Origin of the sequence: Clostridioides sp. ZZV14-6345, assembly GCF_020657775.1 — a bacterium.
GTDB lineage: Bacteria > Bacillota > Clostridia > Peptostreptococcales > Peptostreptococcaceae > Clostridioides > Clostridioides difficile_D.
Genome location: NZ_JAGWCX010000088.1, coordinates 1 through 14,643, shown reverse-complemented (window position 1 = coordinate 14,643; position 14,643 = coordinate 1). Strand labels below are relative to the sequence as shown.

Below are 14,643 nucleotides of genomic sequence, written 5' to 3'. Positions count from 1 at the left end.
TCTACAATTACAATAATACAATAGAATTAGTTATTATTCAATATACTTGTTTGAAAATTAAATAAATTTATAAATATGAACATTATTTTATATCAAAAAAATAGACTAGATATGTAAAATATATGGAAAAACTTGACTGTATGTTTTGTATTAAAGAGCTTCTATTATTATTAATTTGAGTTAGACAAATTGAGGAAGAGATATACGATGGAATAAGAAATAATAAGTGACTAGTCTTTGTGATTAATACTGGAGTGAATATTAATCATAAAGACAGCCGAATTCTATAGACTAAAAATGATATAAACATAAATATATGAGTATGTTAAATTATACTTGAACATACTCATATTTTATGGTAAAATTTCAATAATAATTATTAGTAAAGGAGTGTCTTGCCTGATGTCAGAGTTATATATAATGGTAACCAACAAATAAATAGTTGGAGACGCATACGTGTTCTGTTTAATCAGAATTTTTAAGTGTATTTTTGATACATTTGATTGTTGTGTCTTACTCTGCCTTTATAGATAACTAACATCCGACAACAAATAATAATATTACATATTACTTTGTTAAATTGTGGTGTAGTGGGCTTTAATCTGCTACACTTTTATTAATTTTACATAGTATTATTTTGAATATAATTATGTTGAAATAGAAAATATTGAATTTTCTAGTCCACAGGAGTTTTCTGTTTTTTGTGTAGGTAAATATATATACCACATAAAAAGGCAGATATAAATACCTGTGGACTTTTTTTGTAGAAAATACAAGATATGGAGGTAATAAAAATGAATTATAAAAATAGAAAACGAGCTTATTATCAGGAAAATTCCTGTCTGGATAACTTTATTTGCAAAAATTGTGGTTGCCTTGTAGTTCCTGAAGGATCTGGAACACAACATAGAAATCATTGTCCACATTGTTTACATAGTCTTCATGTGGATATCATTCCTGGTGACCGTGCTGCAGATTGTGATGCTAATATGGAACCTATTGGAGTGTGGGTGAGAAAAAATGGTGAGTGGGCAATTATTCATCGTTGTACACGCTGCGGACATCTTAGTTCTAATCGTACTGCAGCTGATGATAATCCAGTGAAATTAATGTCAATTGCATTAAAACCACTGGCACAGCCACCTTTCCCACTAGAAAGAATCAATGAAAAGGTGGAAAAGGAGGAAACAGAATGAATGGTATGAAAAAGATTGATTTACAGGAATATGGTCTAGATAGTAGTTTTATTACTCAAAGTATGGAATGTCATGATTTGTACCTTGCTAGGATTATCTCACAAGAAAAGAACATTTATCAAGCTGTATGTACAAATGGTGTACTGTTTGCAGAGGTTTCCGGAAAACTACGTTTTGAGGCTACTATACCATCTGATTTTCCAACCGTTGGTGATTTCGTTATGTTGGATCGTTGCAATGATAAAAATGGTAATGCTATTATTCGTCATGTGCTTCATAGAAAAAGCTTGTTTGTACGTAAGGCTGCTGGAAAGACAAATGAGGAACAGGTGGTTGCAGCTAACATTGACATTGTTTTTATCTGCATGTCATTGAATAAGGACTTTAACATTCATCGATTGGAGAGGTATTTGTCTCTGGCATGGGAAAGTAGAGCTATTCCAGTAGTAGTACTTACTAAATCAGACTTGTGTGACAACATGCATCGTAAATTACAAGTAGTTAATTCTATAACTTTGGGTGTAGATGTAGTTATTACCTCATCTTTAGAGGCAGATGGTTGTCAACAGATTTCTAAGTATATCAAACCAGGTTGTACTATTGCCTTACTTGGTTCTTCAGGAGTTGGAAAATCTTCGTTAATTAATTGTATGCTGGGTGGAGAATTTTTAAATACAAAGGAAATTCGCATAGATGATGATAAAGGAAGACATGCCACGACTAGACGAGAGTTATTTTTAATTTCAGGTGGTGGTATTGTTATTGACACACCAGGTATGAGAGAATTGGGAATGTGGGATGTTTCGGAAGGTTTAGATAAAAGTTTTGTAGACATAGAAGCTTATTTCGGAAAATGTCATTTTCGTAATTGTACTCACACCTCAGAGCCAGGCTGTGCTATTTGGGAAGCTATTGCTCGTCAAGAACTTTCACCTAAAAGATGGGAATCCTATCGTAGGCTTAAAACTGAAGCAGTATTTGCAGATAATAAAAGCGATTACTTAGCAAAAAAAGAAAAGAAATTTAAAAATATCTCAAAAATAAATAAGACAATTAGAAGATGAGTGTAGTTTTTTTGTTCTGTTCATTCTATGAGTCTATATACTATTAATATATTAAATTTGCCATTAATTTGTTACTTTAATGTGATTTTGATGGCAAATTTGGTTTGTGGTATTATTTAAGGCAATTTATTAATTTTTTTAATAAAGTTTGATTTTTTATATGATGATGTATACATATTTGTTATGATAGACTCTTATTATAAAGAGTTCTTATGTAAGATAAGAAGATGTATATTTATACTAATACATAATAGAGTATATGTTTATGTATGATAGAGATGTTTCTTAAAAGCAAAACTGTAATATTGCTAATTTATAAAGTAAAAATATATGAATTATAAATATAAATAAAATATTTATAAAAATTATTGTTTTAATTTATAATAAAAATTTTTTATTATAAATAATGCTCAAACTTACAAAATTATTAACTAATTATTTGTAAATGTATACTTTTGATGGTAGAATATAATTAAGTCAGGTTAGCTTTTTATAAAGCATAAATTTGTTTTAGAGGGGTGAAATCAATGAAAATATCTAGTCAATATAGAAGTCAATATTCATTTAGATATGAAAGTAATATAAATAATACAAGAATTAATGAAAATATGGTTAAGAAAAATGAAACTGTAGGAAAAGACACTTATTTATCTAATATTATGAAACAAAAGCAAGAACTTAATGATAGAATTAGAGATTTAAAAGATAGACAAGAGGTTTATACTAAAAAAATAAATGAAGCAATCAAGAACTTATATAAATCAGAAATAAGAGAAACAACTAATAACTTTTTTAATATAGAAACAGGTATTAAAAATAACATTATAGAAGATAAAAATAAAAGTACAATGTTAGATGAAATTTCAACTTATCTAAATACAAATGATGAAGAAGAATCTTTAATCACTAAAGAGTTTAATGAAAAAATTGAAGAAGAAATATTAAATGATGAAAAATTAGAAGAGTTAGAACAAAAAAATGAGTATAAAGAGGATTCTAATAAAAAAGAGAAAATATCTGAAGACTTATCTTTATTAGGTAAAACTCGTGAAGAGCTTGAAAATATGCTTAAAAATTTTATAAATTTAACACAAGAAGAAATAATAAAGCTTGAGTCGAGAATAGAAAAGTTAGATGAGAATGCTGAAGAATATAAACAAAATTTAAAGACTAATATATTTGATAAAACAGATGAACAAAAAAAACATATAAATGTACTGGTTTAAACAGTATGTTTAAAAAAAATAAGTTTATTATATAATGAAAAGATAAAGATATAATCTCAATACACTTTTACTAAATCAACAATTTGTGAATCAGACTTAATTTCAATTATACTAATAGCCATATATTTATAAGTTAATAATTTTATGTTTTTAAAAAGAATTAAATAAGGGGGAGTAATATGAAGAAGAATATATTAACTACTGTGATTACCATGATTATTGTATTGATGATGAGTATGACAGTAATGGCAGAGCAATATCAAGGGGATGAAACATTTAGCTTGAAAAAACAGAGTGCTAATGGAAGTAATCAAACTAGTGTAGGTACAATGGATGGCATAGTGCAAACACAGGCAATAAGTAAAGGTGCCAATTATGACCCGAAGTATCCTCTTAAAGGAATGTTAACACAACTTGGTCTTAATACAACAGGTAAAGAAGGTTGGGATTTAAACTATGGAGGAAATCAAAATGGAGTTGAGCTTCGAGCAGATGGTAAATATTATTATATAAATAAGGGTATGGAAGGGTTAGGATTTTATGCGGCAGCATTAGCAGGTGGTTCATATCAGAGAATAGGCTTTGGAAAACTTGACCCTATAGAAGTAATAGCCGATGGAGATTGGATTTCTTACAAACAAGCTCAAGATACAATTACAGTAATCAGGAATTTTTTAAATAGTTTTGACTGGAGAAATGCATCTGAGATGGAAAGAGCTAATAGAGCTGCAAAATTGGTAACCGAAGCAAAATATGCAGACGCTAAATATTGTCACATAGTCTATGGTAATCTGGTTGATAAACGTGGTACGTGTGCAAGTTTTGCAAGTAGCTTTCATTTATTAACAAGGTTAATGGGAATGAATTCACTACTTATATTAAATCCGTCATTAAATCATGCTTGGAACTATATACAAATTGATGGGAAATGGTATAGGTTTGATGGGTCTGAAATATCAGCTTTTGGTGGAACATTAGACTTTGATAACTTAAAATTAAAGGATGCAACAAGAGAGATGACTACTTACTATGATGCTAAGGCATTGTCTATATTAGGATTTAATCAATAAAAACAGAAAAGGCTTCTTATGGAGCCTTTTTTTATTGATTTGCAATTCAATAAGACATTGTCTGTATTAGGATTTAATCAATAAAATCAAAAAAAGGCTCTTTATAACCCCTTTTAGGTGTTTTTTCAAGCAAAATTTTTTATATTATCATTAGTTTTAATCAAAAAATATAGTACTCTGGAGTTATTTTTAAAATAAAATTATTAAACCACGATAGTCATTATGTTGACAATATTTAGAGCTTATGATATTCTATAATCGTCAATATGGTGGCTATTATAGTTATATTAAAAATAGTTGATTTATATAGCTGTATGTAAAAATATATTATTATTTGTTTCAAGTTTGGTAGCTAAAGATAGAGTAAAAAGAAGTATTTATTAATTGGACTACTAAATCCAACTTATGGCCAAATAAATATTCTTGGTCTGGATAGTGAGAAAAATCATAACAAAATATTGAAGTAACTTGGGTGTATGATTGAATCTCCAGTTTTCTATGACCATCTCTCTGCTACAGAAAATTTAAAAGAAAGTTATAAAATGATTAGAGTGAGGAATTAAAAGTGTTTTATTAGAAATATAATTGTGTAGAAGAGCAAGATTAATTAAAACTCTATCCAAATAATTAGATATAATTTTTATGCGGAAGGGAGGTCTGTAAATGTCTAATTGTTTAGAATATATTTTAAATAGAATCAATGTACAGAAAAATAAACAAAATGAGTGATATATATTATTCAGAAAATTGTAAACAAGACAATATTTATGAGCAAGATAATTTACTAGCACAAAGGTTTAATTTGTTTTCTCTGTTAAAGTTTGCATTTCCTACTATTTTTATGATGATTTTTATGGGGCTATATACAATAGTCGATACTATATTTGTATCAAGATTTATTAATACAAATGCTCTATCAGCGATTAATATTGTATGTCCAATTATTAATCTTATAGTTGGACTTGGAACTATGCTTGCCACTGGAGGAAGTGCTATTGTAGCACGTAAGATGGGTAATGGAAATATTGAGGAAGCAAATAAAGCTTTTTCTTTAATCGTATTATCAGGAGTTGTAATTGGGGTAATAATTACTGGTATCGGTGTTGCATTTATGGATACTATCATTATATTGCTAGGAGCAAGTGATGTTTTAATTAAATATTGCCGTTCATATCTTTTTATTATCTTGGTTTTTGCCTCTGCAAATATATTACAAGTATTATTTCAATGTCTATTTGTAACAGCTGGAAAGCCTCAATTTGGATTATGGTTAGTTTTAGGTGCAGGGTGTACTAATATAATTCTTGACTATGTGTTCATTGTTCTGTTACAAATGGGTATTAGTGGAGCAGCACTTGCAACTGGAATAGGATATCTAATTCCTACTATTTCAGGTATAGTTTTCTTTTCAAAAAATAAAGGAGTGCTTAAGTTTTGTATACCTAAGCTAGATAAAAAAATATTATTTGAAGCTTGTTTTAATGGTTCGTCTGAAATGGTAGGTCAACTATCAACAGCAGTTACTACTTTTTTATTTAATGCTATGATGATGAAATTAATTGGCGAAGATGGAGTTGCAGCTATTACAATAATTATTTATTCTCAATTTCTTTTAACTTCGCTTTATATAGGTTTCTCAATGGGTGTTGCACCAATAATAAGTTATAACTATGGAAGTGAAAATAATACTCAGTTAAAGCATGTTTTTAAAATTTGTATATTATTTATTTCAGTAGCATCTTTATTGGTATTTATCTTCTCTATATTATGTTCACCAACTATTGTAGAAATTTTTTCTCAAAGAGGAAGTAGAGTTTATGAAATTGCAAGGTCTGGATTTTATATATTTTCTTTTAGTTTCATTTTTTGCGGATATAATATTTTTACATCATCTATGTTTACAGCATTGTCAAATGGTAAAATATCTGCAATATTATCCTTTCTACGTACATTTGGATTTATAACTATAGGTTTGTTGATATTGCCAAATATATTGAATATAAATGGGATATGGTTAGCAGTACCAAGTGCTGAGGTTTTAACTTTATTTTTAACCGTTTTTTATATATGCAAGTATAAGAATAGATATAATTATATGTAGGTATTAAATAAATAGTTAGATAGATATTTTATGTTTTAATAAGTAATAAATATATACTATTGAAAATTAAAATTATAAATTGACATAAAGAAGTAATAAAAAATAACATATAAAAATTTAAAAGGGAGTTGAACTTAAAGTTTGATTAGAAAAAAATTAATTTTAAGACAACTCCTTTTATTTTATTATTGTATTAATCAGTATCTGTAAGTGTATTAGTCTTAATATTATAAACTTTGAATGAAATTTTTAGTTCATGGGGCACTCTTTTTGTATGAAATCAAACATATTTTCATCATTTCAATGATGAAAAAGAGACTTGTCTCTATTTTGAAACAGCCTCTTTAAATTTTTATCCTAGTAATATGCTTTATGTTCTAATAGATATTTATTTTTCTAGTTTACTTGAAATGAAACATTAACTAGAACATTGAAACTATCATTGAAATACTAGTTGAACAATACCACATATTATAAATTTACACTAGTTGTTTTTCTATATTATATACTTTGTCAATCCAACCTTTATAAAATTTTTCTTCATGAGAAACTAGAATTATACTACCTTTAAATTGTTTCAAAGCACTTTGTAAAGCATCCTTTGTTTCTGCGTCAAAGTGGTTAGTTGGCTCATCTAGAATCAAAAAATTACAAGGAGATAACATCATACAACATAATTTAACCTTAGATTGTTCACCACCACTTAACGTAGATACACTCCTTGAAACATGCTCTTCCTTTACACCACATCTAGCTAGATGTCGTCTAATCTCTTTTGTATTCAATTTTGGATATTTATCTGCTACTATTTGAAGTGGTGTTTTAGTAGGATTTTCCCACTTTAAATCCTGCTCATAATAACCAAGTTTCACTTGTTCAGAAAATTGGAAATCTCCAGAAATACAAGGAATATCTTTGACTAATGTTTTTAACAAAGTAGATTTACCAATTCCATTAAAACCAGTTATAACTATTTTTTGCCCCCCCTCAACAGAGAAATTTAATTTTGGAAGCAAAGAATAGTAGTAGCCAACTTCAAGATTTGTTACTGTAAGAGCATTTTGAGCAGATATTTCAATTTCTGAAAATTTTATATTTGGTTTTCCTGTAAAACTAGGAGGAGCTATTCTTTCTATTTTATCCAGTTGTTTTTGTCTTCCTCTTGCAATTTTTGAATTTACTCCAGCTTTGTTTTTACGTATAAATGCTTCTTCTTTTTCTATTTTCTTTTGTTGTGATTGATATCTTCTAATATAATCCTCTCTTAAATGTGACTTTTGTTTAAGGAATTCTGAGTATTTTCCATGATACTTTTTAATCATACCAAATTCTATATCAAGAATACCTGTAGAAATTTTCTCCAAAAAGTCAAAATCATGGGAAACTACAATAAATGCTCCATCAAATGTATTTAAATAGTTTGAGAGCCACTCAACATGTTCTTTATCTAAAAAGTTTGTTGGTTCGTCTAATAATAAAACTTCATGGTTAGAAAGTAGTAATTTTGCTAAAATTACTTTTGCTCTTTGCCCACCACTAAGTTCTCCAACAACGCGATTCATTCCTATTGAATCTAATCCAAGACCAGTTGCTATTTTGTTTACTTCATTATCTATAGAATAGAAATTGTTTGCTAGTAGTTGCTCTTGATAATCTGATGCTTTAATTAGTTGTTGCTCATCTCCAGATACAGCACTTTCTTGATATAGTAAATTCATCTCCTTTTCTATTTTATAAAGGTCTTCAAATGCAGTGTGTAAATAGAGTGATATTGTTGTATCTCTATTGATTTCTGCATATTGGTCTAAATGGCCTATATTGATATTAGGTTGCCACTTGATTTCTCCTGAATCTGGAACGACTTCTCCCAATAAAATTTTAATTAAGGTACTTTTGCCTGCTCCATTTTGACCAACTACGCCTATATGTTCACCTTTGAATAAATCAAAGTTAGCTTTCTCATACAGTGATTTATCCATAAAACATTGTGATAAATTAGTTACTTTTAATAAACTCATAATTCAAACTCCTTTTCTTTTATTAAAAATTTATGAAAATAAAAAAAGCAGAGGAATAGCATTATAAAATGCCGACCTCTGCTTTTGGAAAAACAAAAGGTCATAGACAAGCATTGTTGTCTATGACCAGAAAATCTATATTATCTATCGGCAAATAGGCAATTTTAAATAAGCATAGCTAAAAAACTACACTAAACCTATATTTGCCGATGAAGATAGAAAGCTTTAAGCTTTCAGATTAACCTCTACACAACGCTTCATCGTATACATTTGTGTAGAGTTAAGTTTTCTAACAAGTTTAACTAATTCTATATAAATCATAATTATTCACATCCTAATCTTAGTATTAATTCTAGTTTATCTATATTTAAATTGTACTTTCGTACTTTGTGTATTACCTTATTTATTTAAAATATGTTTTATTAATTATAGCTTAAATTATGTTATCATAATACTTAGTTATAGTCAATAAGAAAGTTATATTTACTACATACCCTATTAATTTAGTAAATCTATCATTACAAAGTTATTTGAAGACTCTTCACCAATAAAATTTTATAATCTATTAAGAAAATTAAGATTATGAGATTTATAATTTTGATACAGGTATACTATCTTCATTAAATATTACAACATGTAGAAGTAGATGGATAATATTGTTGAATTTTCAATAATATGCTAAGGTACATATATAATTGTTAGAAATAAAAATATAATAATATGAAAGTAACTGATATAATAACTAAACGATTAAACATATAGTAAAAATACTTCATAAATTATGGCGTGTCTTTTATTATTGCAAAAATAAGTAACATATTATACAAAATAAAAACATTAATTCAACTTAAATAATTTTAAGTGTCATATGTATTTTGATTAAACAAACCTAAAATTTTAAGGAAAAATAATATATTTGTATTAAATTTTATTGAAATAATTAAAATTATTTACTTAATATAAATTATTAGCTAAAATTGTACTAAATAATTAAGGAAGTGAGTGGCTCTGGATGAGATAGATTTAAAAATAATTAATTCTCTAAAAAAGAATAGTAGGGCTTCAACCTCTGAAATAAGCAGAAAAATTAATTTATCAAGACTGATTTATCTAAAAGTATGAAAGAATTCAAGAAAACTATCTTGGAATAAGATACTGTATTAGAATGTCATCATATTTCAGGAGAATATGATTACTTAATAAAAGTATTAGCAGAAGATACAAGTAATCTTTAAGAGTTTATATCAGTGACTTTGAAAGAAATTGGGGGAATTCAGAAAGCTAATACAACTATTGTTTTATCTACAATCAAAGATATTTTTTAAATAATTGAATAGTAAAATATTAATTATGTAATCCATACTTGTTTTAATTATATTTTAGGAGGAAAATAGAATATGAAAATTTTAGTTTTTTTAGCAAAAGGTTTTGAAACTATGGAATTTAGTGTATTTGTAGATGTTATGGGATGGGCTCGTAACGATTATGGACATGATATTGATGTAGTGACTTGTGGATTTAAAAAGCAAGTTATGAGCACATTTAATATTCCAGTATTAGTTGATAAGACTATAGAAGAAGTATGTGTTGATGATTATGATGCTCTAGCTATTCCTGGAGGATTTGAAGAGTTTGGATTTTATGATGAAGCATATGATGCATCTTTTTTAAATCTAATAAGGGAGTTTAATTCAAAAGAAAAAATAATAGCTTCTATTTGTGTGGCAGCATTGCCAGTTAGGAAAAGTGGTGTTTTAAAAAATCGTAAAGCTACTACATATCATTTGAAAAATGGTAAAAGACAAAGACAGTTAAGTGAGTTTGATGTAAATGTAGTTAATGAACCAATTGTTGTAGATAAAAATATTATAACCTCATATTGTCCAGAAACAGCTCCATATGTAGCTTTTAAGCTTTTAGAAATGTTGACATCTAAAGAACAAATGGATGAAGTTAAATTAGCCATGGGATTTAAACTGTAATGGTTTAGAGCTTTTCTAAGTAATCAGAACCCCAGTCACACATGGAATCTAAAATTGGAATAATACTCTTTCCAAAATCGGATAGTGAGTATTCTACTTTTGGAGGGACAACAGGATAAACCACTCTTATAATTAAACCATCTGCTTCTAATTCACGTAATTGTTGAGTTAACATCTTAGGTGTTGCTTTAGGAATTAATTTTTTTAATTCATTGAACCTTAATATAGTGTCTTTAAGGTGCCAAAGTATAAGTGTCTTATATTTACCACCAATCAATGTAAGTGTTGCTTCTATTGGGCAACTGTAATTATCTAAACATTTTTTCATTTTTGGGCTCCTTTATGTATTTTAAAGTATCTTTTTAGGTACTATATTACAAAAAAGTGCATTATTGTAATATAGTACCATAGTGATAAAATTATAGCATAGGTTAAATAAATCATCAACTTAGCCTAATAAAACAATAGGAGGCAAATAAAACTCAAAATGAATAATATCTACATATAATTAATTTTAGTGAAGTATATCTAGTTTAATTAGAATATATACTTCACTAATTTATTTGTTCAAAATATTTACTATGTATGAAGATTTTGATATATTAACTAAAATATATCAATTGAATTAACTTTTAAATCTGGAAAAGCACTTGAAATATAGTCTTTTATATCATTTAAATGGTCTTGAATTTGTTTTTTTGATATTCTATTAGAGCCATATACAAAATACATAATATTTTTAGTATCTTTTGTTATAGCTGTTCGATTATCGGGTCCATTGAGAATACTAGATAATATACCAATATTATCTGATAAAAATAAATCATCTTTTGTAAGAATCTGTTCTTTACCTCCTATTCCATAAAAATGTTCACTTCCATTTGCTAAGTCTACTTTTAAAGGGAATTCTATTTTATCAAGGTCATGACCTGCTGTTAGAAGAAGATTTTTCAATTCTGCTAAAAACATTGACTCAATTGTTATACCTACATCTGGAATACCTTTTGATTTTAATAGAATAGATTCCAACTGAAGCAATACAGGGTAAGTTTTCTTGAATTTTTTATAATACTTTATATAACTTGAAACAGGTTCTGTCTTAATTTTTTCTTTACGATTGTATTCTGGATGTTGTTCTATAATATTTTTAATAGAAGAAAATCTTACAGAAAATCTAAATTTAGATAAAATAGCTAATATTGCTAATTATTCAAAATACCATTTACATAGAATGTTTACAAACATTGTAGGATTTACTATTCATCAATACATACAGAGAAGGAGACTTACTGAAGCAGCTAGATAACTTATATTTACAGATAAATACATTATAGAAATAGCTATTACAGCAGGATATTCTACACATCAATCTTTTACACTAGCATTTAGGAATTTATATAAAGAGTCTCCACAAGTATATATAAGTAAAGATGAATTTTATCCTATTCAACAAAGATTTGTTTTAAATCCAAAGCATCAAATTCAAAATATAGAGTGTATTTCTTATATAAGTATTAATTATGAACGAAGAAGAGATGAAATCAATTCTTATCTCAACTTTAATATTAATTGTGAGGTGAAAGTAGCATGAGTTTAGTACCACATGTAATTGAACAAACAGGTCAAGGGGAAAGGTCTTATGATATATATTCAAGACTATTAAAAGATAGAATTATATTTATAGGAGAAGAAATTAATGATGTTATTGCAAGTTTAGTAGTAGCTCAATTACTGTTTTTAGAATCAGAAGACCCAGATTCAGATATAATTATATATATAAATAGCCCAGGAGGAGCTGTCACAGCAGGATTTGCTATATACGATACTATAAAATATGTCAGATGTGATGTATCAACTATTTGTATTGGCATGGCTGCAAGTATGAGCGCTTTTTTACTTGCAGGAGGTACAAAAGGAAAAAGATATGCTTTACCTAATGCAGAAATTATGATACATCAGCCTATGAGTGGAGCTAAAGGTCAAGCAACAGATGTAAAAATAGCAGTAGATAATATATTGAAAACAAAAGAAAAATTAGATAGAATTCTTTCTGAGAATACAGGAAAATCAATAGAAGATATTAGAATAGATAGAGATAATTTTATGACTGCACTGGAAGCTAAAGAATATGGATTAATCGATTATATAATGAATAAGAGCGAGTAAGTTGTTATTTTAGAGGATTAATTTATAATTTATAAATATTGTTAAAATAATCATGTTTAAATAAACATGGTTATTTTATTTATTTCAAATCTATTTGACCCTATGGTAGCTAAAAAATTCACATCAATTAAATCAAAGAATTAAAATTTTGAATTCAATAAAAATGAACTATAGAAATACATGATAAACAAAGTTATATACTAATTTTTTGTCGTTAAAAATTTTCAAGATTTCAATAACAAAACAAGAGAAAGTACCATATATTACTTATGTCTGCAATATATAAAAGACAAAGGAGTTGTACATTATGATTACAATAAGTTTGTGCATGATTGTCAAAAATGAGGAAGAAGTTATAGGCAGATGCTTAGAATGTGTAAAGGATATAGTAGACGAAATTATAGTTGTAGATACTGGTTCTACAGATTCCACAAAAGAAATAGTCTCAAAATATACAGACATGGTGTACGATTTCGAATGGATAGATGATTTCTCTGCTGCAAGAAATTTTTCATTTTCTAAAGCTTCTAAAGACTATATAATGTGGCTTGATGCAGATGACATAATTTTAGAAGATGATAGAGAAAAATTATTGAAAATTAAAGAAACTTTGGATACTTCCATTGATATTGTTATGGCAAAATACAATGTATCCTTTGATGAAAATGGCAAACCAACTCTCTCATATTATAGAGAACGATTGTTTAAAAGAAGTTCTAATCATAAATGGGTTGACCCTATCCATGAGGTAATACCTCTCGTTGGAGAAATATTTTATTCAGACATTGCAATATCTCATAAAAAACTCCATAGACAGGACCCCCTAAGAAATCTTAGGATTTTTGAAAAAATGATTTCGGAAGGTAGAGTATTGGAGCCAAGGCATCAATTTTATTATTCAAGAGAGTTGTATTATAATTCTAGGTATAAAGAAGCAATAGAAGGTTTTACTAAGTTTTTAGATTCATCAAGAGGATGGATTGAGGATTGTATCAGTGCTTGCAGAGATTTAGCCACATGTTATTACTTAATTAATGATGAAAAGAGTGCCTTATATTCTTTGTTTAGAAGTTTCGAATTTGATGAACCAAGAGCAGAAATTTGTTGTGATATAGGGAAGCATATGTTTGATAGACAAAAATATAAAGAAGCCATTTTTTGGTATAAGGTAGCATTAACAAGGGATAAAAATGATACTAATGGAGGATTTAAGTCAAATGATTGTTATGGATATATACCATATATACAATTGAGTGTTTGTTATGACAGATTGGGAGAAATAGATAAAGCTATTTATTGTCATGAAAAAGCAAAAGAAATTAAGCCTAAAGATAGTTCTATTTTATACAATGAAAATTATTTTAGTAAATTTAAAAATAACTGATAAATCACAATAATACTAATTTTGACATATTATATATAGAGCTTAAAAGCTCAAATATATCAGGAGGTGCTTTTAATAATGAGTAGAAATAAATATTTTGGTCCATTTGATGATAATAATTATGATAATGGCTATGACAAATATGATGATTGCAACAGTGGTTGCGATAGTTGTAATAGCTGTGATTGTCATCATGGTTATCCATCATCATGTGTAGGGCCAACAGGACCAATGGGTCCAAGAGGTAGAACAGGCCCAACGGGTCCGACTGGTCCAACAGGGCCAGGTGTAGGGTCAACAGGATCAACAGGCCCAACAGGACCAACAGGTCCGACTGGCCCAACAGGAAATACAGGGACAACAGGATTAATAGGTCCAACAGGAGCAACAGGGTCAGTAGGTCCAACAGGAGCAACAGGAGCAACAGGATTTGGAG

14 protein-coding genes and 1 pseudogene are annotated in these 14,643 nt (G+C 28.0%); 12 read left to right on the top strand and 3 right to left on the bottom strand.

Annotated elements, in window-relative coordinates:
• Window positions 1-794 precede the first annotated feature (794 nt).
• From KGF39_RS17500 to KGF39_RS17480, 5 genes are all read left to right on the top strand, one after another.
• Window positions 795-1,196 carry an RNHCP domain-containing protein gene (locus KGF39_RS17500; protein ID WP_227823267.1) on the top strand — a complete coding sequence of 134 codons (402 nt, stop codon included), beginning with the start codon at window positions 795-797 and terminating at the stop codon, window positions 1,194-1,196.
• Complete coding sequence (rsgA, locus tag KGF39_RS17495) at window positions 1,193-2,260, top strand: ribosome small subunit-dependent GTPase A (protein ID WP_227823266.1); 1,068 nt, start codon at window positions 1,193-1,195, stop codon at window positions 2,258-2,260. The genes KGF39_RS17500 and rsgA overlap by 4 nt, the downstream gene beginning before the upstream one ends.
• Before the next feature lie 527 nt (window positions 2,261-2,787).
• Complete coding sequence (locus tag KGF39_RS17490) at window positions 2,788-3,486, top strand: hypothetical protein (RefSeq protein ID WP_227823265.1); 699 nt, start codon at window positions 2,788-2,790, stop codon at window positions 3,484-3,486.
• Between the two features lie 179 nt (window positions 3,487-3,665).
• Window positions 3,666-4,556 (top strand): hypothetical protein, encoded by an 891-nt coding sequence (locus tag KGF39_RS17485; protein WP_227823264.1) that lies wholly within the window; start codon window positions 3,666-3,668, stop codon window positions 4,554-4,556.
• Window positions 4,557-5,277: 721 nt separating this feature from the next.
• Entirely contained in the window at window positions 5,278-6,657 is a 1,380-nt protein-coding gene (locus KGF39_RS17480) for an MATE family efflux transporter (RefSeq protein ID WP_227823263.1), read from the top strand.
• A gap of 479 nt (window positions 6,658-7,136) precedes the next feature.
• On the opposite strand, the gene KGF39_RS17475 is transcribed toward KGF39_RS17480, so the two are convergent.
• Window positions 7,137-8,675 carry an ABC-F family ATP-binding cassette domain-containing protein gene (locus KGF39_RS17475; RefSeq protein WP_227823262.1) on the bottom strand — a complete coding sequence of 513 codons (1,539 nt, stop codon included), beginning with the start codon at window positions 8,673-8,675 and terminating at the stop codon, window positions 7,137-7,139.
• Between the two features lie 1,002 nt (window positions 8,676-9,677).
• On the opposite strand from KGF39_RS17475, the gene KGF39_RS20290 reads away from it, so the two are divergent.
• The 3 genes from KGF39_RS20290 to KGF39_RS17460 all read left to right on the top strand — a co-directional run bounded on the left by KGF39_RS20290 (window position 9,678) and on the right by KGF39_RS17460 (window position 10,657).
• Window positions 9,678-9,797 carry an AsnC family transcriptional regulator gene (locus KGF39_RS20290; protein ID WP_227823261.1) on the top strand — a complete coding sequence of 40 codons (120 nt, stop codon included), beginning with the start codon at window positions 9,678-9,680 and terminating at the stop codon, window positions 9,795-9,797.
• Window positions 9,798-9,850: 53 nt separating this feature from the next.
• Window positions 9,851-9,910 carry an Lrp/AsnC ligand binding domain-containing protein gene (locus KGF39_RS20285; protein ID WP_227823268.1) on the top strand — a complete coding sequence of 20 codons (60 nt, stop codon included), beginning with the start codon at window positions 9,851-9,853 and terminating at the stop codon, window positions 9,908-9,910.
• A gap of 162 nt (window positions 9,911-10,072) precedes the next feature.
• Entirely contained in the window at window positions 10,073-10,657 is a 585-nt protein-coding gene (locus KGF39_RS17460) for a DJ-1/PfpI family protein (RefSeq protein ID WP_227823260.1), read from the top strand.
• A 4-nt stretch (window positions 10,658-10,661) separates the two neighbouring features.
• Here the strand turns inward: KGF39_RS17460 and KGF39_RS17455 are convergent, their stop codons facing one another.
• On the bottom strand, window positions 10,662-10,985 hold the full coding sequence (locus KGF39_RS17455; protein ID WP_227823259.1) for a winged helix-turn-helix transcriptional regulator: 324 nt from the start codon (window positions 10,983-10,985) through the stop codon (window positions 10,662-10,664).
• Window positions 10,986-11,263: 278 nt separating this feature from the next.
• Window positions 11,264-11,734 (bottom strand): phenylalanine--tRNA ligase beta subunit-related protein, encoded by a 471-nt coding sequence (locus KGF39_RS17450; protein ID WP_413927099.1) that lies wholly within the window; start codon window positions 11,732-11,734, stop codon window positions 11,264-11,266.
• Window positions 11,735-11,774: 40 nt separating this feature from the next.
• On the opposite strand from KGF39_RS17450, the gene KGF39_RS17445 reads away from it, so the two are divergent.
• The 4 genes and pseudogenes from KGF39_RS17445 to KGF39_RS17430 all read left to right on the top strand — a co-directional run.
• The gene (locus KGF39_RS17445; protein WP_227823257.1) at window positions 11,775-11,963 is read left to right on the top strand and encodes a helix-turn-helix domain-containing protein; all 189 of its coding nucleotides are present in this window, start codon (window positions 11,775-11,777) and stop codon (window positions 11,961-11,963) included.
• A gap of 281 nt (window positions 11,964-12,244) precedes the next feature.
• The gene (locus tag KGF39_RS17440; protein ID WP_227823256.1) at window positions 12,245-12,823 is read left to right on the top strand and encodes an ATP-dependent Clp protease proteolytic subunit; all 579 of its coding nucleotides are present in this window, start codon (window positions 12,245-12,247) and stop codon (window positions 12,821-12,823) included.
• Window positions 12,824-13,130: 307 nt separating this feature from the next.
• Window positions 13,131-14,207 (top strand): glycosyltransferase, encoded by a 1,077-nt coding sequence (locus KGF39_RS17435; protein WP_227823255.1) that lies wholly within the window; start codon window positions 13,131-13,133, stop codon window positions 14,205-14,207.
• 78 nt (window positions 14,208-14,285) lie between these two features.
• Window positions 14,286-14,643: pseudogene (locus KGF39_RS17430) on the top strand (hypothetical protein); the annotation flags it as partial.